Raw genomic sequence first — 22,663 nt, 5'->3', positions numbered from 1 at the left:
AATAACGGACTGGATTTCAAAGCATTTTGACCGAAATACCCTCGTCTTGCATCCGTTTTTTCATGGTTCGCTTGGTTCTGTCGATCACGTCACCTACCAGTTGACCACAGGCCGCATCTATGTCGTCGCCGCGGGTTTTGCGCACTATGACGGTAAAGCCATACTCCATCAGCACCTTGGCGAAACGATCGATCCGGCTGTTGCTGGGCTTGCCGTAGGGGTTGCCCGGGAAGGGATTAAAGGGGATCAGGTTGATCTTGCTCGGCGTGTCCTTCAGAGTCTTGGCCAGCTCGTGGGCATGCTGCATGTCGTCGTTGATGTGATCCAGCAGCACATACTCCACCGTCACCCGCCCCTGGTTGGCATTGGACTTCTCAAGGTAGCGACGCACCGCCGACAGGAAGTCGTCGATGTTGTACTTGTCGTTGATGGGCATGATCTCGGAGCGCAAGGCGTCGTTGGGCGCGTGCAAGGAGATGGCCAGTGCCACGTCAATCATGTCGCCCAGCTTGTCCAGCGCCGGCACCACCCCGGAGGTGGAGAGGGTTACCCGCCGCTTGGACAGTCCGAAGCCGAAGTCATCCATCATCAGCTCCATGGCCGGCACCACGTTGGCCAGATTGAGCAGGGGCTCGCCCATACCCATCATCACCACGTTGGTGATGGGGCGTTTGCCGGTCTCCTTGGAGAAGCCCAGCACCTTGGCCGCCCGCCACACCTGACCGATGATCTCGGACACCTTGAGGTTGCGGTTGAAGCCCTGTTGGGCGGTGGAGCAGAACTTACACTCCAGGGCGCAGCCCACCTGGGAGGAGACGCACAGGGTGGCCCTGTCCTCCTCGGGGATGTAGACGGTCTCCACCTCCTGATCCCCCACCAGCATGGCCCACTTGATGGTGCCGTCCGCGGAGCGCTGTTCCCGGCTGATCTCGGGCGCGCGGATCTCGCAGCGCTGCTGCAGCTTCTCCCGCAGCGTCTTGTTGATGTCGGTCATGGCGGCAAAATCATCACAGCCGAAGTGATAGAGCCACTTCATGACCTGATCGGCACGAAACGGCTTCTCACCGATGTCGGTGAAGAAGGCGCGCATCGCCTTGCGATCCAGATCCAGCAGATTGATTTTTGACTCGCTCATGGGGGCCTCTGTGATGAACTACCAGCTTTGGGGGCGGCATTGTACAAATATTGTTTCAGCTATGCTAGGGAGCCCGGCCGCGGGTGACGGCTAAAACAACAGGGGAGCCTGGGCTCCCCTGTTGGATAGCATGCAACTTTTTGCTGCCGTGTCATTGAGTTAGCGGGTGCGCGGGCAAATCTCTTCCGTGGTGAAAAAATAGGCAATTTCACGCTCCGCCGAGGTGGTGCTATCGGAGCCGTGCACGGCGTTTTGCTGCACCGAGCTGGCATAGTCGGCCCGAATGGTACCGGCCTGTGCCTTGGCGGGATCCGTGGCGCCGATCACCTCCCGGTGACGGCGAATGGCATCCTCGCCTTCCAGCACCTGAACCATGATGGGCCCTGAGGTCATGAACTTGATCAAGGGATCATAAAACGGCTTGCCCTGGTGTTCGGCATAGAAGCCTTCGGCCTGCTCACGGCTCAGATGCAGCATCTTGGCGGCGATGATCTGCAGGCCGGCATTTTCGAAACGATGATAGATGTCGCCGACGAGATTGCGCCCCACAGCGTCGGGTTTGATGATGGAAAAGGTACGTTCAATGGTCATGGACATGGACTCCTTAAGCGCCGTCAAAACAAGGGCGTGCTTCCGATTATACGGATGCACGCCCATCTGACACGGGCAAACAGGCGTTTTTGTTAAATCTTTTAACTAACTCTCACTGCCCTGACCCGCGCGGCTCAAGATTGCGCCACCTGCTGCAGCCAGGCGGCGATGGTGCGCACGCCGTGGCCCTTGCCACCGGGGGCCCACAGGTCGTTGGCGTTCTTCTGATAAGAGGCCGACAAGTCCAGATGCAGCCACTGGTCCACCCCCTTGCCCACAAAACGAGACAGGAAGGCCGCCGCCGTGGTGGCACCCGGTGTGCCTTCGGCGCCGGCGATGTTGCCCAGCTCGGCAAAGGAGGAGCTGAGCATGGGCAGGTGCCAGGCGGCCAGCGGCAGCGGCCAGCACTGCTCCTGCTGGCTGCGGGCCAGCTGGCACAGGGCAAAGGCGTCTTGCTCCTTGAGGCTGAAAACGCCGTGATAATCCCGTCCCAGGGCCACCTTGGCGGCACCGGTCAGGGTCGCGGCATCCAGCAGATAGCGGCAGCCGGTCTCGCTGGCATTGATCAAGCCATCGGCCAGCACCAGGCGCCCCTCGGCGTCGGTGTTCTGCACCTCCACCGTCACGCCGTTGCGATAGGTGAGTATGTCCCCCAGCTTGAAGGCGTTACCGCTCACCAGGTTCTCGGCACAGCACAGGAACAGCTTGATGCGCGCCTTGAGCCCCTGACGGATGGCCAACGCCAGGGCGCCACTGACCATGGCGGCGCCGCCCATGTCGGACTTCATGGGCAGCATCACATCAGAGGGTTTGAGGCTGTAACCACCGGAGTCGAAGGTGATGCCCTTGCCCACCAGACAAGCCAGCACAGGCGTGCTGTCATCGCCACTGGGGTTGTAGTCCAGCTCCAGCAGCACAGGCGGACGATCGCTGCCACGGCCCACGCCGTAGATCCCCACCATGCCCAGCTCCCGCAGCTCCTCGCCGACGATGAAGCGGGTCGATACCGCCTCGGGCGCCTGGCGGCGGATAAATTCGGCGGCCTGCTCGCTCAGGCTCTGGGGATAGATGTCTTCCGGCGTGCCGTTGGTGATCTCCCGCACCCAGCGGGTGCATTCCAGCAAGGCGTCCAGTTGCGCCTGCTCGGCCACCGGCATCTCCCCCAGGTAGAGGCTCTGCTTGCCGCGGGGATTGTAGAAGCCCTGATAGAAGGCATAGCGCCGCTCCAGATCCCAGCCCTCGCCGGACAGACAAACCTGCTTGATCCCCTGACCATCCAGACGACGGCCGGCGCGCTGGATCTGACGCAGCCACTCCCCGGCGTCGGCCCCCAGATGGATCAGGGCGCCGGTGGAGACAAAACTCAGCAGGGCCTGCTCGCCCCATTGGGGGTCGGCAGGCTGTTGGGACAACAGAATCTTCATGACAGCAGACATGCGAAGGGATCCTTATGATGCAACAAGACAAAAACAGACCAGGCCACCCGCAGGTGGCCTGTTGATACTATTCCTCGTCCAGCTCGCCGAGCCAGGCCAGGATGATGGCTTCCAGAATGGCTTCGTTGGAATGGGCCGGATCATCGTCAAACTCCGGTAGCTCACAGACCCACTGGTGCAGATCGGTGAAACGTACCTGACGGGGATCCTGCTGGGGAAACCGCTCGGCCAGGGCCAGGGCTATCTCCAGGCTGTCTATCCACTTGAGGGACATGTGACCTCCTTTCCTGTCCAGCCAGGGACGTCAGTGACGCTCCGAGGCCAGGTTGATGGTGTATTTGGGGATCTCAACCACCAGATCCTCATCCGCCACCTTGGCCTGACAGCTCAGCCGGGATTGCGGCTCCAGCCCCCAGGCCTTGTCCAGCATATCATCCTCCAGCTCATCACTGGGCTCAAGGGAATCGAACCCCTCCCGGACGATGCAGTGGCAGGTGGTACAGGCGCAGGACTTCTCACAGGCATGCTCAATCTCGATATGATTGCGCAGCGCCACATCCAGTATGGTCTCTCCGCTCTGGGCCTCCAGCACGGCGCCCTCCGGGCAGAGGGTTTCATGGGGCAATACAATGATTTTCGGCATGTTACACCTTGTCGATTTGTTGTCCCTGCAGCGCGCGGCGAATGGAGTCATCCATGCGGCGGGCGGCAAATTCAGCGGTGGCGTGCTCCACCGCGGCGATGGCGGAGACGATGGCATCCAGCTCCGTTCCCTGGCGCGCTTGGCGCAGATGGCCCAGCGCCGTCTCGATGACGGCGCGATCGGCCCGCTCCAGCAGCCGCTCGCCATCGGCAAGCAGGGCCTGGCTGACGCTCTCGATCACCCGATCGGCCTCCACCTGCTGTTCCACCAGCATGCGGGCCTGCACATCCGCCTCGGCATGGGCGATGGAGGCCCGCAGCATGTCGGCGATCTGACTCTCCTGCAGACCATAGGAGGGTTTGACCTCGATATGGGCCTGCACCTGGGTGCTAGTTTCCATGGCGGTCACCGACAGCAGGCCGTCGGCATCCACCTGGAAGGTCACCCGAATGTGGGCCGCCCCGGCTGCCATGGGGGGAATACCCCGCAACTCGAAACGAGCCAGGGAACGGCAATCGGCCACCAGCTCCCGCTCGCCCTGCACCACGTGGATGGCCATGGCAGTCTGGCCGTCCTTGAAGGTGGTGAACTCCTGGGCGCGGGCCACCGGCAGGGTGGTGTTGCGGGGGATGATCTTCTCGGTAAGCCCCCCCATGGTCTCCAGCCCCAGGGACAGGGGGATCACATCCAGCAGCAGCATCTGGTTGTCGGGCTTGTTGCCCACCAGCACATCTGCCTGGATGGCGGCCCCCAGAGCCACCACCTTGTCCGGGTCTATGCTGGTGAGCGGCGGCTGGCCAAAGTAGGCCGCCACCTGCTCCCGCACCAATGGCACCCGGGTGGAGCCCCCCACCATCACCACCTCCAGCACCTCGTCGGCACTGACACCGGCATCCTTGAGGGCGCGGCGGCAGGCCAGCAGGGTCTTCTTGACGAGCGGCTGAATGAGGGCATCAAACTGGTTGCGGCTCAGCTCCCCCTGCCAACCGAGGAAGGAGAGGGTGAGGCTGTCCTGGGCGGTGAGCCGCTCCTTGGCCTCGCAGGCCAAGTCCAGCAGCTGGCGCTGCTCCTGGGGCGTCAGGGCCCGATCCAGGTTCAGCTGGGCCAGCAGCCAGTCGCCCAGGGCATGGTCGAAGTCATCGCCGCCCAGGGCAGAGTCGCCACCGGTGGCCAGCACCTCAAACACACCCCGGTGCAACCGCAGGATGGAGATATCGAAGGTGCCGCCGCCCAGATCGTAGACGGCGATGAGCCCCTCCTGCCCCGAGTCCAGCCCGTAGGCCACGGCAGCGGCGGTGGGTTCGTTCAGCAGGCGCAGCACATGCAGGCCCGCCAATCGGGCGGCATCCTTGGTGGCCTGGCGCTGACCATCGTTGAAGTAGGCCGGTACCGTCACCACCACCCCATCCAGGCTGGCGCCCAGGCTCTGCTCGGCGCGCTGGGCCAGGTTTTTCAGGATCTGTGCGGAAACCTGCACCGGGTTGACGGCACCCGCGGCTGTCTGCACCTGCACCAGGCCCCCCTCCCCTTCGACCAGCTGATAGGGCAGCCGGCTGCCATCCACATCGGCCAGAGACTTGCCCATCAGCCGCTTGATGGAGGAGAGAGTGTTGAGGGGATCCTGGGCGGCCTGCTGCTTGGCCTGCCAGCCCACCAGGGTACCGTCCTGGCCGTATCGCACCACCGAGGGCAGGATCACCTCGCCGTCGGCATCCGCCAGTGCCTCGGCCTGACCGCTGCGCACCACGGCCACCAGGGAATTGGTGGTGCCCAGATCGATGCCTACGGCCCACTTGTGCTGATGGGGGGCGGCACTCTGGCCGGGCTCTGCAATGTGTAATAACGCCATCTGTTTAATCGTCCAACAAAGAGTCTTCCAGCCGCTCCAGCTCCAGCTGCAGCTTGGCCATGAATTTGAGTTTGCGCACCCAGTCTGCCGCCGCAGGCCACTCACCCGCCGCCAGGGTCTGGCTCAAGGCGGTCTGCATCTGGCGCTGGGTCAAGGAGAGTTCCTCTGCCAGATTAGCGGAGGCCAGCAGGGGAGCCGTTGCCGCAGGCAAGGCCTCCAGGGCCTCGCGCCAGGCCCACTGCTGTTCGAGAAAGTCCAGATCCTGCAGGGTTTGCTGTTCGCCACGGATCTCCAGTCCCTGCAGGCTCAGCAGGTACTCGGCTCGCGCCACGGGTTCCTTGAGGGTATTGAAGGCGGCATTGATCTCGGCGGCCCACTGCAAGGCCCGACTGCGATCCGCCTCACTGGCGGCGGCAAACTTGTCCGGATGGTACTGCTGCTGCAGCTGACGGTAGCGACTGGCCAGTTCAACCGAGTCCAGTTCAAAGGCGATGGGAAGATGGAAGATCTCGAAATAGTTCACCCGGCGCTCCAGCACAAAAACAAGCGGCCGGCTGGGGAGCCGGCCTGACGGGCCTAGACGGTGAAGCTCTCACCGCATCCGCACTCGTCCTTGACGTTGGGATTATGGAATTTAAAGCCCTCGTTGAGTCCTTCTTTGACGAAGTCCAACTCGGTGCCGTCAAGATAAAGCAGGCTCTTGCTATCCACCACCACCTTGACGCCATGCTGCTCGAAAATTTGATCGTCAGCGTCGCTCTCGTCAACAAACTCCAGCACATAGGCCATGCCAGAGCAGCCGGAGGTCTTGATGCCCAGCCGGACACCTAGGCCCTTGCCCCGGTTGGCCAGAAAAGTTTGCACGCGGTTTGCCGCCGCTTCGGTCAGGGTGATGGCCATGGCTTGCTTCCTTCTTATTCCAGACCTTTCTTCTGCTTGTAGTCGGCGATGGCGGCCTTGATGGCATCCTCCGCCAGGATGGAGCAGTGGATCTTGACGGGCGGCAGCGCCAGCTCTTCGGCGATGGCGGTGTTCTTGATGGCCGCCGCCTCATCCAGTGTCTTGCCCTTGACCCACTCGGTCACCAGGGAGCTGGAGGCGATGGCAGAACCACAACCATACGTCTTGAACTTGGCATCCTCGATGACACCGGCTTCGTTGACCTTGATCTGCAGCTTCATCACGTCGCCGCAGGCCGGCGCCCCCACCATGCCGGTGGCCACATCCGGATCATCCTTGCTGAAGGAACCGACGTTGCGCGGATGCTCGTAATGATCGATTACTTTTTGACTGTATGACATGTCACACCTCCTACCTATTCCGTGCAGTGCTGAATAATGCCGTGCAGCGCTTAATGATGTACCCACTCGACCTTGCTCAGGTCGATGCCGTCTTTATACATGTCCCACAGGGGCGACATCTCCCGCAACCGGTCGATGGACTCGTTGATCAGGGTGACGGCGTAATCTATCTCTTCTTCGGTGGTGAAGCGGCCGATGCTGAAGCGGATGGAGCTATGGGCCAGCTCATCGTTGAGCCCCAGGGCACGCAGCACGTAGGAAGGTTCCAGACTGGCCGAGGTACAGGCAGAACCGGACGACACCGCCAGATCCTTGAGGGCCATCATCAGGGACTCCCCTTCCACGTAGTTGAAGCTGACGTTGAGGTTGCCCGGCACCCGCTTCTCCAGGGAACCGTTGATATACACCTCTTCGATGTCCTTGATGCCATTCCACAGGCGATCCCGCAGGGCCAACACGTGTTCGGCCTCCTGGGCCATCTCTAGCTTGGCCAGGCGGAAGGCCTCCCCCATGCCCACGATCTGATGGGTCGGCAGGGTGCCAGAGCGCATGCCACGCTCATGACCGCCACCATGCATCTGAGCCTCCAGACGTACCCGCGGCTTGCGACGCACGTACAGGGCACCTATGCCCTTGGGGCCGTAAATCTTGTGGGCCGACAGGGACAGGAGATCCACCTTCATGGCCTCGACGTCGATGGGCAGCTTGCCGGCGCTCTGGGCCGCATCCACGTGGAAGAATACCTTCTTGGCCCGGCACAACTCACCGATGGCGGCTATGTCCTGGATCACGCCGATCTCGTTGTTCACATGCATCAGGCTCACCAGGATGGTGTCGGGGCGCAGGGCCGCCTCCACCTGTTGCAGGCTGATGATGCCATCGGCCTGCGGCTCCAGATAGGTCACCTCGAAGCCCTGCCCCTCCAGATAACGGCACGGATCCAGCACGGCCTTGTGTTCGGTCTTGCTGGTGATGATGTGCTTGCCCTGTTTCTCATAGAAGTGAGCAATACCCTTGATGGCCAGGTTGTCGGACTCGGTGGCACCGGAGGTGAAGACGATCTCGCGCGGATCGGCACCGATCAGATCGGCCACGTGGTTACGCGCCTCGTCCACCAGCTCTTCGGCTTGCCAGCCAAAACGGTGAGAGCGGGATGCCGGATTGCCAAAGGTGCCGTCCAGGGTCAGGCACTGCATCATCTTCTCTGCCACCCGGGGATCCACCGGGCAGGTGGCTGAATAATCCAGATAAATCGGCAGCTTCATGGTCTACTCCAAATTCTGCGTATCTTGTCTGCTTGCAAGCCAAGCTGGCTTAGCGGGCCACACGATCCAGCGGCATGGTGAGAATGCTGGCCTTGTGACTGTGTTTATCCTGCTGTTGCGCCACCTGCTTGACCTCCGCCTGGGCCACCAGTTCGGCCAGGGTGATGTCGTCAAGAAAGTTGCTGATCCGATCGCTCAGATCCCGCCACAGGGAGTGCGTCAGGCATTGTACTCCCCCCTGGCAGCCATGTTGACCATGACAGCGGGTGGCATCCACAGATTCATTGACCGCGGCTATCACCTGGCCGACGGAGATCTCACCGGCGGGCATCCCCAGGCGGTAACCGCCGCCAGGACCACGCACGCTGGACACCAGCCCCTGCTTGCGCAGGCGGGAGAACAGCTGCTCCAGATAGGACAGGGAGATGCCCTGCCGTTCGGAAATATCGGCCAGCGGCACGGGCCCCAGGTCGGTGTGCAAGGCCACATCCAGCATGGCAGTGACGGCGTAACGTCCTTTGGAAGTCAGTCTCATGGCGATGGTCACCCGTTTGTTAAACCTGGGATGACTATTCCATGACTGACTATTTCAGTCAAGTATTTAACCCCTGTGTTTACTCAACTATTTTTCTCATGCCCACTGGCCCGCTGGGCCGCGGTGAGGATGCCACGCAAGATGTTCAGCTCAACGCTGTCGGGGCGCGCCCGGTTATACAGACGACGCAACTTATTCATCACCTGGCCGGGGTGATCCTCGCGCAAGAACCCCACCTGAGTCAGGGTCCGCTCCAGATGGTGATAAAAGCCCTCCAGCTCGGCTTGCGAGGGATAAGCCAGCGGCTCAGCTTCCACCACCAGCGGTTCGGTGGTCAGGTCGGCCAGCCAGGCCTGCCGCACCTCATAACAGAGGGTCTGCACTGCCATGGCCAGGTTCAGGGAGCTGTATTCCGGATTGGCCGGAATGCAGACATGAAACTGGCACTGTTGCAGCTCCTCGTTGGTCAGGCCGGTACGCTCCCGGCCAAACACCAGGGCCACCTGGGCCCCCTGCCCTTCGGCAAACAGCTTGGCCGCCGCCTCTTTGGGCGCCAGCATGGGCCATTGCAGGGTCCGGGAGCGGGCACTGGTGCCGATCACCAGCTGACAATCGGCAATGGCTTCTGCCAGGGTCGGCACCGTCTTCACATTGGCCAGAATATCCACGGCACCGGCCGCCATGGCGGTCGCGCGGCCATCCACCGGCTCCTGGGGATCCACCAGCACCAGCTGACTGATGCCCATGGTCTTCATGGCCCGGGCGGCGGAGCCTATGTTGCCGGGATGGGAGGTGTTCACCAGAACGACGCGCAGATTGTCGAGCATCTTGCAAAACCCTGTCTAAAAATCCGGGGGCAAATCCTACCACAGCCGTCTGTCTTTGCCCCCTTTTCGTCAACGGGCAAGCCGTATGTGTATTTTTTGCACATCTTTATTGACTGGCGCTATGATGGGGTTGAAGACCTCTAAACAGGAGTGCCGCCATGCTGCCTGCCTTTGTGTATGAGTCCTTGCCCAAGATCTATCTGGTATGTGGCCTGCTGTTGCTGCTACAAGCCAACTCGCCCCTGGTACTGCTGGCGGGCAGCCTGGTCTATCTGGCGGCCGCCCTGGTCTGGAGCATGCGCTCCGGCAACCGGCGCACCGATATCACCATCTATCCCGACAAGCACCTCTTCCTGCCTGACAGCCTGTATGAACTCAAGCCCTTTGCCTATGGTGCGCTGGCGCTATTGTTGTGGCGCGTTCCGCAACAGCAATGGTGGCAGCTGCTTTCCCTGACGCTGGGCGCCTGGGCCTTGTTGAGCCTGTATCTGCGCGCCCGACATCGCCGCTGCCGCCTGCCTTACCGATGAGGCTTATTGCGGCGCCAAGCTGACCGAACCACCGGCAAGACGCTCATCGGCTGACTGAATGAAGCCGGCCAGCTCTCCCAGGCCACGCCGCAGCAGGCTGGGCAGCTGACTCAAATCCAGGCTGTCCAGCAGGTTCTTCACCTCCAGCCCCAGCTCGGTGTCCCCTTCGATTTTGAGGCGTCGCTGAAAGAACAGGCTATCGGGGTCCTCCTTGCGCCCGGCGATCAGGATGAGATCGTTGAGCCCGCCGCTGAAGCTGACGTCCTGCACAGGCGCCTGCTCCAGTACCTGAAGCTGACCATCGACCAGGGTGATGAAGCAGTGCAAACCCAGATCGGTCACCGCCACCTTGAGGTATTTGCCGGCCAAAAAGTCGAAATCCCCATCGGCCAGGGCCTCGGCACACACCTTGCGCAAGGCCAGATTCAACAGACGCTGCTGCAGGGCAAAGGGCAGCAAGGACAGGGGCGGACGCAACAGATCCGGTGCATGTTTCACCAACATGCGTTTGGCGGCTAACAACACAACTGGGCTCCTTTGAGGGGTCAAAACGGCCTATCTAACCACAGGCCGGCATTCGTCATGCTGTTGAAAATCAATTTTTTATGTTGCCGCACCCCGATACTGCACCAGGTCAAAACCCTGGCTCGTCACTCTGGCTAGAATCCTGCCGTTGTTAGCCTCAGTAACGAGCCAGATATGGAACTACTCTGTCCGGCGGGCAATCTGCCTGCCTTGAAGACGGCCATCGACCAGGGTGCCGATGCCGTCTATATCGGATTGAAGGACGATACCAATGCCCGGCACTTCGCCGGTCTTAACTTTGACGACAAGAAGCTGGCCCGCGGGGTGGAGTATGTCCACCAACATGGCCGCAAGCTGCACATCGCCATTAACACCTTCGCCCATCCGGGTGCCAGCCGCCGTTGGCAGGCCGCCGTGGACAAGGGCGCGGATCTGGGGGCCGATGCCCTCATCATCGCCGACCTGGCAGTGCTGGAATATGCCAGCGAGCGCTATCCCGAGATGGAGCTGCACCTGTCGGTACAGGCCTCCGCCACCAATGCCGCGGCAATCCGCTTCTACCAGCAGGCCTTCAACATCCGGCGGGTGGTGCTGCCACGGGTGCTGTCTATCCATCAGGTGCGTCAATTGGCCAAGGAGAGCACAGTCCCCCTGGAGGTGTTTGCCTTTGGCAGCCTGTGCATCATGGCCGAGGGACGCTGCTACCTCTCCTCCTACCTGACCGGGGAGAGCCCCAACACGGTGGGGGCCTGTTCACCGGCCCGCTTCGTGCGCTGGGCGGAAACCCCGGCAGGGCTGGAGTCCCGCCTCAACGAGGTGCTGATCGATCGCTATGCGCCTGGGGAAAACGCCGGCTATCCCACCCTGTGCAAGGGACGTTACCAGGTGGGCGATCACACCTTCCACACCCTGGAAGAACCCACCAGCCTTAATACCCTGGCCCTGTTGCCGGAGCTGTTCGACATGGGAGTCTGCTCGGTGAAGATCGAGGGCCGCCAGCGCAGCCCGGCCTATGTGGAGCAGGTCACCCGGGTGTGGCGCGCCGCCATCGACAGCTACCGTCGGGATCCCGCCAGCTACCAGGTGGCCCCCCAGTGGGATGCCCAGTTGGCGGCGGTCTCCGAAGGCAGCCAGACCACCCTCGGCGCCTATCACAGACAATGGCAGTAAGGAGTCGCAGATGAAGTATGCCCTGGGGCCACTGCTCTATTTTTGGAACAAGGCTGACACGCAAGCCTTTTACGACGCGGCCCGCCACAGTGCGGCGGACATCATCTATCTGGGCGAAACCGTCTGCAGCAAGCGGCGAGAGCTCAAGCTGGGCGACTGGCTCGAGCTCGCCCATGGCCTGCGGCAAGCCGGCAAGGAGGTGGTGCTGTCCACCCTGGCGCTGATCCAGGCCCCTTCCGAGCTCAATGAGCTGGCCAGCTGGCTGGACAACGGTGACTTCAGCATCGAGGCCAACGATCTGGGTACGGTGCAGCTGTTGGCCGAGCGCAGGCTGCCCTTCACCTGCGGGCCGGCCATCAACTGCTACAACGCCGAGGTCATTCGCCTGCTGCTGGCTCGCGGAATGCAGCGCTGGGTCATGCCGGTGGAGCTCTCCGGCCAGTGGCTGGGCGAGGTGCTGGCGGAGTGTCAGGCCCATGGGCTGCGGGAGCGCTTTGAGGTGGAGGTGTTTGCTTACGGTCACCTGCCGCTGGCCTATTCGGCCCGCTGCTTCACCGCCCGAGCGGTAAACCGCCCCAAGGACAAGTGCCTCAAGGCCTGTCTGGATTATCCCTTGGGGATGCCGACCCGCAGCCAGGAGGGTGAACAGGTGTTTGTGCTCAACGGCATCCAGACCCAGTCAGGTCACTGCTATAACCTAGTCAATCAACTGCCGGAGATGGCCGGCCTGGTGGATGTGGTACGGCTCAGCCCGCAGGCAGACACCCTGGACTGGCTTACGCGCTTTCGTGCCAATGAGCGCGGACAGGCCCCCCAGCCGTTGCAACAGCAACAGGACTGCAACGGTTACTGGCGCCGTATCGCCGGCATGAGCCTGGTGGACTAGCAGCGAAAAGGCCCCGAAAGGGGCCTTTTTAGTCTCAATGTCGCGATCTCGGCCTGCTCAGCCGGCATCATCCTCGTCATCGCGGCCATCCCCTTGGGGGGCCAGCAACTGCAGCTCCAGCCGGGCATAACGATGCTCGATAAAGTCATAGACATTGTTGGCTAACGAGAGTTTGAAGTAGTTGACCGCCTTGTCATCGTTGCCCTGCAATTGACTCAACTTGGCAAAGTAGAAGTAGGCCTCGCACAGGCGTTCGGCCAACTCGCGGTTATCCCGCGACTCTTGCTCCACCCCCTGCAGGAACTGATCGATACCTTGCTTGCCGGCAAACACGGCAACGATGCGCCAGCCCCATTCGTCGCTGTGACGCTGATTGTAGCGCCGCTGCAACTCCTGGAAGGCCATCTTGGGATCCAGCTTACTCTCGGCCAAGTACAGCCAGAGCACCCGGTAAGGGTCTTCCGGCTTGTGACGGTAAAACTCCGCCAGATCCTTCACCGCCAGCTTGGTGCGACCACCGTAATAGAGGGCAATGCCGCGGTTGAGATAGGCATAGTCATAATCGGGCATCAACTCGAGGGCGGAGTCGAAGGCATCATAGGCCTCATCGAAGCTCTGTTGTTCGGTCAGGTAGACACCGATAAAGTTATAGGCCTCGGCAAAATCCGGTCGCTCCCGCAGGGCGCGAGTGAAGTCGATGCGCGCCATGGTGCGCAGCCCCACCCGATCAAACACCACGCCGCGCTCATAAAACAACTCGGCACGTTGTTCATTGTTCAGCTCACTGCTGGAAAGCAATTGACCAAGTCGAGCCAACGCCAGCTCACTCTGATAAGAGACCTGCAATGGGGTTGCCAACACCACCTCGGTATCCGTTGCTGGCGAGGGGGAGATGGTAGGCTTGCCTTGGCTACTGCAACCGGCCAGTGTAATGAGAAACAGGGCGTTTAAAGCGGCCCAGGACAGATCCCTAAAGTGCAAAGATGGCTCCGAAAAACCCGCTGGTCTGAGTCTGCTATGTTAAGTGCCGTCGTGCCCTTTGTCATGCTCAGCCCCTCAGATAAAAGCTGACACTCGGTAAAGTTTTCTACTTGACAATTGCATGACAGAAAAAAAGAGCGCCTCGCGGCGCTCTTGCTCAGGGCTCCAGATCCGCCCCTTCTTTTTCCACCTCGACAGGCATCAGATTCTCCCTGTCCATCTTGAGGAACATGGCCCAGGCACTGGCCACATAGATGGAGGAGTAGGTACCAAAGCCAATACCGATCAGCAAGGCGGTGGCAAAACCATGGATCAGGGGACCCCCTTGAGCAAACAGGGCGATAACCACGAACAGAGTGGTACCCGAAGTGATCAGGGTTCGGCCCAATGTCTCGGTCATGGCCACGTCCAGGATCTGGGGAATGGTCATGTTGCGCAACTTGCGCGCATCTTCCCGCACCCGGTCGAACACCACTATGGTGTCGTTTAGAGAGTAACCCACCACAGTCAGCACGGCGGCCAGCACCGTCAGATCGAACTCCAGCTGCCACCAGGAGAAGATCCCCAGGGTGACGATGACGTCATGCGCCAACGAGAGCACGGCACCGGTAGCCATCCGCCACTCGAAGCGAACCGCCACATAGATCAGGATACAGGCCAAGGCAGCAAAGATGGCCAGCATCCCCTGCTCCGCCAATTCCTGCCCCACCGCCGGGCCAACAAACTCAACCCGGGTCAGCTGAGCCTGGTTATCCAGCTGCTTGGCCGCCTTGAGTACCCCATCGGCGATGGATTGCTGGCTGACCTCCCCCTTGGGGGCCATGCGGATCAACACATCCCGGTTGGAGCCGAAATGTTGCACCACGGCACCTTCCAGTTGCGCCTGGTTCAAGGCCTCGCGCATGGCAGGCAGTTGTGCCTCCTGGCTGAACTTGACCTCCACCACGGTACCGCCGGTAAAGTCCAAGCCCCAGTTCAGCCCCTTGGTGGCCAGAGCAAAGACGGACAGACCCACCAGCAACAGCGACAGCAAGGTCGCCGGCTTGGCAAAGCGCATGAAGGGGATAGTTATTCCCGGTTTCAACAATACAAACATGGCCTACCCCTAGATGGACAGCTTGGTGAGACGCTTGCCGCCCCACGCCAGATTCACCACGGCACGGGTGCCTGTGATGGCGGTAAACATGGAGCAGAGGATGCCGATCATCAGCACCAGCGCAAACCCACGCACAGGCCCGGTTCCCACCGCAAACAGGATGAAGGCGGTGATCAGGGTGGTGATGTTGGAGTCGGCTATGGTGGCAAAGGCGCGCTCATATCCCAGATGAATCGCCTGCTGTACCGGTCTGCCATTGCGCAGCTCCTCGCGGATCCGCTCGTAGATCAGCACGTTGGCATCCACCGCCATCCCCACCGTCAGCACGATACCGGCGATGCCCGGCAGCGTCATGGTCGCCCCCGGGATCATGGACATGACCCCCACCATCAGCACCACGTTGAGCGCCAAGGCCAGGTTGGCCACCAGGCCGAACATGCGGTAGTAGACGACCATGAAGATCATCACCACCGCCAGACCAAACATCATGGCCTGCATGCCGTTGTCGATGTTTTGTTGACCCAGGCTGGGGCCTATGGTGCGCTCTTCAACGATCTGGATGGGCGCGATCAGGGCACCGGCCCGCAGCAGCAGCGCCAGGTTATGGGCTTCCTGCGGGTTATCGATGCCGGTGATGCGGAAGTTGCTGCCCAGACGCGACTGTATGGTCGCCACGTTGATCACTTCTTCTTGCTTGCGGAACTTGCGCTTGCCATCGGCACCCGGTTCACCCACCGGCTTGTACTCAATGAAGACGGTGGCCATGGCCTTGCCCACGCTGTCCTTGGTGAAGGTGGACATCTTGTTGCCCCCCTGACCATCCAGCTTGATGTTGACCTGCGGCCGGCTGTACTCATCCACGCCGGACTGGGCGCCGATGATGTGATTCCCGGTCAAGATGACCCGCTTCTGCAAGACCACGGGACGACCGTTACGATCCTGATACAGCTGAGAGTTGGCCGGTACCCGGCCTTGCATGGCGCTGGCCAGATCGGCCGTATCATCCACCAGACGGAATTCCAGGGTGGCCGTGGCGCCAAGGATCTCCTTGGCCCGGGCGGTATCCTGGATACCCGGCAGTTCCACCACGATGCGGTCTGTGCCCTGACGTTGAACCAAGGGCTCGGCCACCCCCAACTCGTTCACCCGGTTACGGATGATGGTGATGTTCTGCTCCAGGGCGTACTCGCGGATCTCCTTGAGCTTGGCCTCGCTCATGCTGGCCTTGAGCCAGAATTGCTCTTGAGCATCATATTGCTCGAACTGCAGATCTGAGTGCTGCTTGCGCAACATCGCCAGCCCTTTTTGCTGGGCATCGGCGTCCCGGAAGGCCACCAGCACCTTGTCGCCATCCCGGCGCACACCGGCGTAGCGCACCTTGTCCTCGCGCAGCTGGGTACGGAAGTCCTGCACCGTCTGATCCATGGACTTGTTGATGGCCTCGGTCATGTCCACTTCCATCAGAAAGTGCACACCACCCCGCAAGTCCAGGCCCAACTTCATGGGACCGGCACCCAGACGGGTCAGCCACTCGGGTGTGGCCGGGGCCAGGTTCAGGGCGACGATGTACTGCTCACCCAGCGCCTCAGCCACCAGATCCTTGGCCCGCAGCTGATCGTCGGCTTTGTTGAAGCGCACCAGCACCTGCCCCTTGTCCAGAGCGGCAGATTTCACCTGGATTCCCGCCTGTTCAAGGGAACTCTTCACCTGATCCAGGGTAGCCAGCTCTACCTCATGACCACGGGAGCCAGACACCTGCAGAGCCGGGTCTTCCCCGTATAGATTGGGCGCTGCATACAGGAAGGCGACGGCGAGCACCAGGCACACCATCAGGTACTTCCACAGCGGATACCGATTTAACACGGCAGCCTCCTTGGGCTATTTACATGGACTCGATGGTGCCCTTGGGCAGGATGGCGCTGACGAAGTCTTTCTTGATGGTGATGTTGGTATCACCGTTCAGAGCCAGCACCAGGTAGTCGCTGTCGGCAGTGACCTTGACGATCTTGCCAACCAGGCCGCCGTTGGTGAGCACTTCATCGCCCTTGTTCAGGGAGGACATCAGGTTCTTGTGGTCTTTGACGCGCTTAGCCTGGGGACGGTAGATCATGAAGTAGAAGATCAGGCCGAACACGGCCAGCATGATGATCATTTCCAGACCACCACCGGCGGCAGGGGCGGCACCGGCGTTGGCATAAGCGTTAGAGATAATACCCATACTGTTTCCTCGTTAATGGCAAGTAGTGATTGTTCTGATTTCAGTCGGCCAGTTCGGGAACTGGCTTGCCCTGACGCTGATAAAAATCAGCCACAAAGTGGTCTAATGTACCCGCATCAATTGCGTCCCGCAAACCCTGCATCAGGCGCTGGTAATAACGCAAGTTGTGGATGGTGTTGAGGCGCGCACCCAGGATCTCGTTGCAGCGATCCAGGTGGTGCAGATAGGCCCGACTGTAGTGCTGACAGGTGTAGCAGTCACAATGGGGATCGAGCGGCCCAGTGTCATCCCTGTGCTTGGCGTTGCGGATTTTGACCACACCGTCTGTGGTAAACAAGTGGCCGTTGCGCGCATTGCGGGTCGGCATCACGCAATCGAACATGTCGACGCCACGACGCACCCCCTCCACCAGATCCTCGGGCTTGCCCACCCCCATCAGATAGCGAGGCTTATCCGCCGGGATCTGTGGACAGACGTGCTCCAGGATGCGATGCATGTCCTCCTTCGGCTCTCCCACCGCCAGACCGCCGACGGCGTAGCCGTCGAAACCGATATCCAGGAGACCGGTCATGGAAATATCCCGCAGATCCTCATACACGCCGCCCTGAATGATACCAAACAGCGCATTGGCATTGCCCAGGCCGTCGAAACGCTCGCGGGAGCGCTTGGCCCAACGCAGGGACATCTCCATGGACTTTTTCGCCACCTCCCAGGTGGCCGGATAGGGGGTGCACTCGTCGAAGATCATCACCACATCCGAGCCCAGGTCGTACTGGATCTCCATGGAGGCTTCGGGGGACAAGAAGATGCGCTCACCATTCACCGGGTTGCGAAAATGCACCCCTTCTTCGGTGATCTTGCGGATATCCCCCAGGCTAAACACCTGAAAACCACCGGAGTCGGTGAGGATGGGACCATGCCAGTTCATGAAGTCATGGAGATCGCCGTGCTTCTTCATCACCTCCTGCCCCGGGCGCAGCCAGAGGTGGAAGGTATTGCCCAGCAGTATCTCGGCGCCGGTGGCCTTCACCTCTTCAGGCGTCATGCCCTTCACGGTGCCATAGGTGCCCACCGGCATGAAGGCCGGCGTTTGCACCGTGCCGCGTTCAAACACCAGCTCACCACGGCGAGCGCGGCCCTGGGTCTTTTTCAATTCAAATTTCATGCTTACCTCTTGGGTCAGAGAAACAGTCTGACGCTCAGACAACCTCACCCCTTCGCGGCATCGCGACGGGTGACAAACATGGCATCGCCATAACTAAAGAAACGGTAGCGCTCGGCCACCGCCGCCTGATAGGCCGCCATCACCTGCTCATAACCGGCGAAGGCCGATACCAGCATGATGAGGGTGGATTCGGGCAGGTGGAAATTGGTGACCATGGCATCCACCAGGGCAAAGCGATAGCCGGGGTAGATGAATATATCCGTGTCGCCAAAGAAGGGTTGCAGCGACTTGCCCTGTGCTAGGCTGGCCTGGGCGGCACTCTCCAACGAGCGGACCGAGGTGGTGCCCACGGCGATCACCCGTCCACCACGGGCCCGGGTGCTGGCGATCTGATCCACCACCTGCTGGGAGACCTCGGCATACTCGCTGTGCATCTTATGCTCCAGCACATTGTCCACCCGCACCGGCTGGAAGGTGCCCGCCCCCACATGCAGGGTGACGAAGGCCAGATCCACGCCCTTGTCCTTGAGCGCTGCCAACAGTGGCTCATCAAAGTGCAGCCCGGCGGTGGGCGCCGCGACAGCCCCCGGTTTGGCGTTATAAACGGTCTGGTAACGCTCCTTGTCCGCCTGCTCATCGGGCCTATCGATATAGGGTGGCAGCGGCATATGACCAATCCGGTCCAGAATCGTCAACACCTCGTCTTCACCGTCAAAGGCCAGCTCGAACAAGGCATCATGTCGGGCCACCATGACAGCCATCACGCCATCATCAAATTGCAGTGCTGTGCCTGGCTTCGGTGCCTTGGAGGCGCGCACATGGGCCAGGATACGGTGTTGGTCCAACACCCGTTCCACCAGCACCTCCACTTTGCCACCACTGATTTTTTGGCCATGCAGGCGCGCAGGGATCACCCGGGTGTTATTGAACACCAGCAGGTCCCCCGGTTTGACTAAGTCCAGAATGGCAGGAAAACGGGTATGGGTCAGCTGGCCGGTGGGGCCGTCCAGCACCAGCAGGCGACTGCCGGTACGCTCAGCCATCGGATAGCGGGCAATCAGCTCATCCGGCAGCTCAAAATGAAAATCAGATACTTGCATGGGTGATACTCATAGCAAAACGGGCACTAGTCTATTGAGCCGGTGGGGGGGGATCAAGTTTATCGCAGTACTTACACCTATAATCTCGCCATAGTCAGCCAAGGAAACGAAACAATGAAAGGCAAGATAGTCTCCCTGCAGTTACCACTGCTGCTGTTACCCCTGCTGTGTGGCAGTGTTCAAGCCTCATCGCAATCCCTGCTGCCGACCATAGTGGGTGGCTCACCTGTCAGCACCGCCCCCAGTTGGATAACCGCCCTGACCCTCAAGTCAGGCAATCTGTATTATCAATTCTGTGGCGGCAGCCTGATTGCACCCCAATGGGTTGTCACGGCGGCGCACTGCTTGGATGCCAGCACCAACAACACCAGTCTACTGAGGCTCGTCATCGGCGAAGCTACCCTTTCCAGTGCCAGCCAGTACCATTCAGTGGACAGGGTCATTCTCCATCCTGCCTGGCAAGGTGAAGACAGTGGCGACTTCACGGGCGATATTGCGCTGCTGCATCTCACCAGCGCCGTCGAGGAAGCTCCAATATCCCTGGCCTCTGCCAATGCGGCAGAAAGTCTCAGCGTCGGCAGTCTGCTGAACGCCTATGGCTGGGGCGTGACTTCGGCGACAGGCACCACGACATCCGATATCTTGCAGCAGGTGGCACTGCCATTTGTCGGATTTAACAGTCTGACCGAGGCAGACCACTTTCTCGCTGGCGGTAATGCAGGGGAAGATACCTGTTACGGCGACAGCGGTGGCCCGCTTACTTATGACGAGCAGCTGTATGGCATTACCAGCTATGGCACCGACATCTGCGCCCTTGACGGCGTTCCAGCAGCCTATACCTCAGTAGGCAGTTACCTGCCGTGGATCGATGGTTATCTGACAGGGAACCCAGCAGACGACCAGGATGACAGTTCAGGTGGCGGATCACTTCCCCTCCTTGCCATTGGGCTGCTGTGCCTGGGAGCCATGCGCGGCAGGCGAGGTAAGGGCAGTGGTAAACTTTCATGATATGGGGGAGCCAGTCCGCTAGGCTTGGCCGACAGGGTAATTTACTTTCATAAAAACGTTGCGTGCGTCACGTTTTTATCTTAAATTGCCGACAGTCTTGTTAGGCATCAGAAGCGCCGTGTCGCCCTGCTGGCCTTTACCGCAAGCCCTTAGTTAGTCTTAGCTGTAACAAGCTGTTAGTTATATAGCCATTTCTTGTAGTCCCGACCTAGCGTCGGGATTTTTTTATCTCAAACAACTAGTTACCAATCGCCCTAGACCGGCGAACGCCTCAACCCGGCAAGAGCTAGGTCGCCAGACCAGCCCGATATCCCGATGTGGCATCTGACCCTGTGGCGCAACCGCCACCAGCTCTGTTCGCTCCAAGATCCCGGCACGCAACGCCATCTCCGGCAAAAAGGTTGCCCCTTGTTGATGGGACACCATCTGCACCAGGGTATATAAGCTGGTGGCAGCAAACGGATTGATCTTGGCTTGATCCGCCAGCTGGCAAGCACTCAAGGCGTGGTCGGTAAGACAATGCTCACGCTCCAGCAAGAACAAACTATGATCTGGCAACCCCGCATAGCGAGCAGGGTTGGCCTCATAAGAATCAATCAACTTCTCATGCAGCACCAAACGGAAGGGATCCTGCCCCACCACGCGACTGTGAAAACTGCCTAAATCGTAAGGCAACGCCAGCAGCAGTAGATCCAGCTCACCGGCCTCCAACAGTTTGAGCAAATTATCCGAGGTATCCTCACGCAGCAGCAAATCCAGATCTGGATAGGTTTCGCCACATAGAGTCACCAGGGGTGACAATAAAAATGGCGCTATGGTGGGGATACAGCCTAGACGCAGCGGGCCGCTCAGGCTGCCGCCACGACTGGCGGTCATCTCCAACAGATCCTTGGTTTCGGAGAGCAACTGCCTGGCCCGCTGCACCACCTCGAGCCCAATGGGCGTCATGATGAATGACTTGTTGTCCCGTTCAATCAGCTGTACCCCTAGCAACTCCTCCAGATTCTGTATTCCGGTGCTTAAGGTGGACTGGCTGACAAAACATGCCTTGGCGGCACGGTTGAAATTCTCGCACTCGGCTAATGCCACCAGATAATGCAACTGCTTGAGATTGGGCCAACGACTCATTGAAAAAACCGATAGTAGCTAGATTAAATAGGTAGTGTGGCGATTCTAGCAGGCTTAGTCGGCTCAATGGCGAAAAAAAACGCCGCAAACTGCGGCGTTTTTTAAGGGGATACTCTCGATTAGGTACGGTTGTACTTGGCAGTGCGGGGGAACGCTTGCTCAGTGCTATCGAACAGATAGCAAGCCTGAGCAGGTACACCCACTTCCAGCGTATCGCCGGTATCCACCGGAATCTCACTGGCTGCCTTGACGGTAAAGTCCTTACCATCGACTTCCATATAAACGAAAGACTCGGCACCCAGGTGTTCAGCCACTTGTACCTGGCCAGACAGACGACCCACGGCATCCGGATGATCCACCGGAACCAAATGCTCAGGACGGATACCCAGCTCGACCTTGTCACCCACCTTGCCACGACGCGCGTCTACACAGGCAGTGACAATATCGCCACTGTTAAGCTTGATCTTGCACTTATCCAGGCCGATCTCGACCAGGATGCCATCCAGGAAGTTCATCTTCGGAGAACCGATGAAACCGGCAACAAACTTGTTGGACGGGTTGTGATACAGATCCAGCGGGGAACCATATTGCTCGAGGTTGGACTCAGCAGATTCCTTAAGCGGACTCAGCACCACAATCTTGTCAGCCAGGGTCATGGCCTCTACCTGGTCGTGGGTAACGTAGATGATGGTAGAGTTGAGCTCCTTGTGCAGCTTGGCGATCTCGATGCGCATCTTAACCCGCAGCGCAGCATCCAGGTTGGACAAGGGCTCGTCAAACAAGAATACGGACGGTTGCTGAACGATGGAGCGACCGATAGCCACACGCTGACGTTGACCACCGGACAGCGCCTTGGGCTTACGCTCCAGCAAAGGCACCAGACCCAGGATTTCAGCAGCGCGGGACACGCGCTTGTGAATGGTTTCCTTGTCCATCTTCTTGAGCTTCAGGCCAAACGCCATGTTCTCGTAGACATTCATGTGCGGATACAGAGCGTAGGACTGGAACACCATACCCACGTTGCGCTCCACCGGCGGTACATCATTCATGTACTTGCCACCGATGCTCAGCTCGCCGCTGGTGATATCTTCCAGACCGGCAATCATTCGCAGCAGGGTAGACTTACCACAACCAGACGGACCAACGAAAACGATGAACTCGCCTTCTTTAATGTTCAGTTCGATGTTACGCAGGGTGTCTTTCAGAACCGCAGGGTCGTAATTTTTACGAACGTTTTTCAGAATTACATCAGCCATGTGTTACTCCGCAGGAAA

The 22,663-nt window shown here is 59.9% G+C and carries 25 protein-coding genes; 4 read left to right on the top strand and 21 right to left on the bottom strand.

Features of this window, described 5'->3' with window-relative positions; genetic code table 11:
* Nucleotides 1-16: 16 nt before the first annotated feature.
* From rlmN to trmJ, 12 genes are all read right to left on the bottom strand, one after another.
* On the bottom strand, nt 17-1,135 hold the full coding sequence (gene rlmN / locus ABD847_RS07465) for a dual-specificity RNA methyltransferase RlmN (protein ID WP_345011554.1): 1,119 nt from the start codon (nt 1,133-1,135) through the stop codon (nt 17-19).
* A 159-nt stretch (nt 1,136-1,294) separates the two neighbouring features.
* A complete protein-coding gene (ndk, locus tag ABD847_RS07460) occupies nt 1,295-1,726 on the bottom strand; it encodes a nucleoside-diphosphate kinase (RefSeq protein ID WP_345011552.1) in 432 nt (143 codons plus the stop codon).
* 134 nt (nt 1,727-1,860) lie between these two features.
* Nucleotides 1,861-3,162: an aminopeptidase PepB gene (gene pepB, locus ABD847_RS07455; RefSeq protein ID WP_345011550.1), complete on the bottom strand. Its 1,302-nt coding sequence runs from the start codon at nt 3,160-3,162 to the stop codon at nt 1,861-1,863.
* A gap of 67 nt (nt 3,163-3,229) precedes the next feature.
* Nucleotides 3,230-3,436 (bottom strand): Fe-S cluster assembly protein IscX, encoded by a 207-nt coding sequence (iscX, locus tag ABD847_RS07450; protein ID WP_345011548.1) that lies wholly within the window; start codon nt 3,434-3,436, stop codon nt 3,230-3,232.
* A 30-nt stretch (nt 3,437-3,466) separates the two neighbouring features.
* Nucleotides 3,467-3,805 (bottom strand): ISC system 2Fe-2S type ferredoxin, encoded by a 339-nt coding sequence (gene fdx / locus ABD847_RS07445; protein WP_345011546.1) that lies wholly within the window; start codon nt 3,803-3,805, stop codon nt 3,467-3,469.
* 1 nt (nt 3,806) lies between these two features.
* A complete protein-coding gene (gene hscA, locus ABD847_RS07440) occupies nt 3,807-5,654 on the bottom strand; it encodes a Fe-S protein assembly chaperone HscA (RefSeq protein ID WP_345011544.1) in 1,848 nt (615 codons plus the stop codon).
* Nucleotides 5,655-5,658: 4 nt separating this feature from the next.
* Nucleotides 5,659-6,177, bottom strand: coding sequence for a co-chaperone HscB (gene hscB / locus ABD847_RS07435; protein ID WP_345011542.1), 519 nt, complete (start codon nt 6,175-6,177; stop codon nt 5,659-5,661).
* A 53-nt stretch (nt 6,178-6,230) separates the two neighbouring features.
* Nucleotides 6,231-6,554 (bottom strand): iron-sulfur cluster assembly protein IscA, encoded by a 324-nt coding sequence (gene iscA / locus ABD847_RS07430; RefSeq protein ID WP_345011540.1) that lies wholly within the window; start codon nt 6,552-6,554, stop codon nt 6,231-6,233.
* Nucleotides 6,555-6,568: 14 nt separating this feature from the next.
* Nucleotides 6,569-6,955: a Fe-S cluster assembly scaffold IscU gene (iscU, locus tag ABD847_RS07425; protein WP_345011538.1), complete on the bottom strand. Its 387-nt coding sequence runs from the start codon at nt 6,953-6,955 to the stop codon at nt 6,569-6,571.
* A 50-nt stretch (nt 6,956-7,005) separates the two neighbouring features.
* Nucleotides 7,006-8,220, bottom strand: coding sequence for an IscS subfamily cysteine desulfurase (locus tag ABD847_RS07420; RefSeq protein ID WP_345011536.1), 1,215 nt, complete (start codon nt 8,218-8,220; stop codon nt 7,006-7,008).
* Between the two features lie 49 nt (nt 8,221-8,269).
* Complete coding sequence (gene iscR / locus ABD847_RS07415) at nt 8,270-8,755, bottom strand: Fe-S cluster assembly transcriptional regulator IscR (protein ID WP_345011535.1); 486 nt, start codon at nt 8,753-8,755, stop codon at nt 8,270-8,272.
* 83 nt (nt 8,756-8,838) lie between these two features.
* The gene (gene trmJ / locus ABD847_RS07410) at nt 8,839-9,582 is read right to left on the bottom strand and encodes a tRNA (cytosine(32)/uridine(32)-2'-O)-methyltransferase TrmJ (RefSeq protein ID WP_345011534.1); all 744 of its coding nucleotides are present in this window, start codon (nt 9,580-9,582) and stop codon (nt 8,839-8,841) included.
* Nucleotides 9,583-9,740: 158 nt separating this feature from the next.
* Here trmJ and ABD847_RS07405 point away from each other — a divergent pair, with 158 nt between their 5' ends.
* Nucleotides 9,741-10,112 (top strand): hypothetical protein, encoded by a 372-nt coding sequence (locus ABD847_RS07405; protein ID WP_345011533.1) that lies wholly within the window; start codon nt 9,741-9,743, stop codon nt 10,110-10,112.
* A 3-nt stretch (nt 10,113-10,115) separates the two neighbouring features.
* Here the strand turns inward: ABD847_RS07405 and ubiT are convergent, their stop codons facing one another.
* Entirely contained in the window at nt 10,116-10,637 is a 522-nt protein-coding gene (ubiT, locus tag ABD847_RS07400; protein ID WP_425568431.1) for a ubiquinone anaerobic biosynthesis accessory factor UbiT, read from the bottom strand.
* 174 nt (nt 10,638-10,811) lie between these two features.
* Here ubiT and ubiU point away from each other — a divergent pair, with 174 nt between their 5' ends.
* Together ubiU and ABD847_RS07390 are read left to right on the top strand one after the other, a co-directional pair.
* Nucleotides 10,812-11,807: a ubiquinone anaerobic biosynthesis protein UbiU gene (ubiU, locus tag ABD847_RS07395; protein WP_345011531.1), complete on the top strand. Its 996-nt coding sequence runs from the start codon at nt 10,812-10,814 to the stop codon at nt 11,805-11,807.
* Nucleotides 11,808-11,817: 10 nt separating this feature from the next.
* Nucleotides 11,818-12,693 (top strand): U32 family peptidase, encoded by an 876-nt coding sequence (locus ABD847_RS07390; RefSeq protein WP_345011529.1) that lies wholly within the window; start codon nt 11,818-11,820, stop codon nt 12,691-12,693.
* Nucleotides 12,694-12,750: 57 nt separating this feature from the next.
* Here the strand turns inward: ABD847_RS07390 and nlpI are convergent, their stop codons facing one another.
* The 6 genes from nlpI to queA all read right to left on the bottom strand — a co-directional run bounded on the left by nlpI (nt 12,751) and on the right by queA (nt 19,253).
* A complete protein-coding gene (gene nlpI, locus ABD847_RS07385) occupies nt 12,751-13,674 on the bottom strand; it encodes a lipoprotein NlpI (RefSeq protein ID WP_345011527.1) in 924 nt (307 codons plus the stop codon).
* A gap of 157 nt (nt 13,675-13,831) precedes the next feature.
* The gene (secF, locus tag ABD847_RS07380) at nt 13,832-14,770 is read right to left on the bottom strand and encodes a protein translocase subunit SecF (protein ID WP_345011525.1); all 939 of its coding nucleotides are present in this window, start codon (nt 14,768-14,770) and stop codon (nt 13,832-13,834) included.
* 9 nt (nt 14,771-14,779) lie between these two features.
* Nucleotides 14,780-16,633 carry a protein translocase subunit SecD gene (gene secD, locus ABD847_RS07375; protein ID WP_345011523.1) on the bottom strand — a complete coding sequence of 618 codons (1,854 nt, stop codon included), beginning with the start codon at nt 16,631-16,633 and terminating at the stop codon, nt 14,780-14,782.
* Between the two features lie 19 nt (nt 16,634-16,652).
* Nucleotides 16,653-16,988, bottom strand: coding sequence for a preprotein translocase subunit YajC (yajC, locus tag ABD847_RS07370; RefSeq protein ID WP_345011521.1), 336 nt, complete (start codon nt 16,986-16,988; stop codon nt 16,653-16,655).
* A gap of 40 nt (nt 16,989-17,028) precedes the next feature.
* Nucleotides 17,029-18,153 carry a tRNA guanosine(34) transglycosylase Tgt gene (gene tgt, locus ABD847_RS07365; protein ID WP_345011519.1) on the bottom strand — a complete coding sequence of 375 codons (1,125 nt, stop codon included), beginning with the start codon at nt 18,151-18,153 and terminating at the stop codon, nt 17,029-17,031.
* 44 nt (nt 18,154-18,197) lie between these two features.
* Complete coding sequence (queA, locus tag ABD847_RS07360) at nt 18,198-19,253, bottom strand: tRNA preQ1(34) S-adenosylmethionine ribosyltransferase-isomerase QueA (RefSeq protein WP_345011517.1); 1,056 nt, start codon at nt 19,251-19,253, stop codon at nt 18,198-18,200.
* 114 nt (nt 19,254-19,367) lie between these two features.
* Here queA and ABD847_RS07355 point away from each other — a divergent pair, with 114 nt between their 5' ends.
* Complete coding sequence (locus tag ABD847_RS07355; protein ID WP_345011515.1) at nt 19,368-20,261, top strand: S1 family peptidase; 894 nt, start codon at nt 19,368-19,370, stop codon at nt 20,259-20,261.
* A 225-nt stretch (nt 20,262-20,486) separates the two neighbouring features.
* Here the strand turns inward: ABD847_RS07355 and ABD847_RS07350 are convergent, their stop codons facing one another.
* Nucleotides 20,487-21,389, bottom strand: a complete 903-nt coding sequence (locus ABD847_RS07350; protein ID WP_345011513.1) for a hydrogen peroxide-inducible genes activator — start codon at nt 21,387-21,389, stop codon at nt 20,487-20,489.
* 119 nt (nt 21,390-21,508) lie between these two features.
* Complete coding sequence (locus ABD847_RS07345; RefSeq protein WP_345011511.1) at nt 21,509-22,645, bottom strand: ABC transporter ATP-binding protein; 1,137 nt, start codon at nt 22,643-22,645, stop codon at nt 21,509-21,511.
* Nucleotides 22,646-22,663: the final 18 nt, after the last annotated feature.

Source organism: Pseudaeromonas paramecii (assembly GCF_039540575.1).
Taxonomy (GTDB): domain Bacteria; phylum Pseudomonadota; class Gammaproteobacteria; order Enterobacterales; family Aeromonadaceae; genus Pseudaeromonas; species Pseudaeromonas paramecii.
This window is presented reverse-complemented; position numbering and strand designations above follow the sequence as displayed.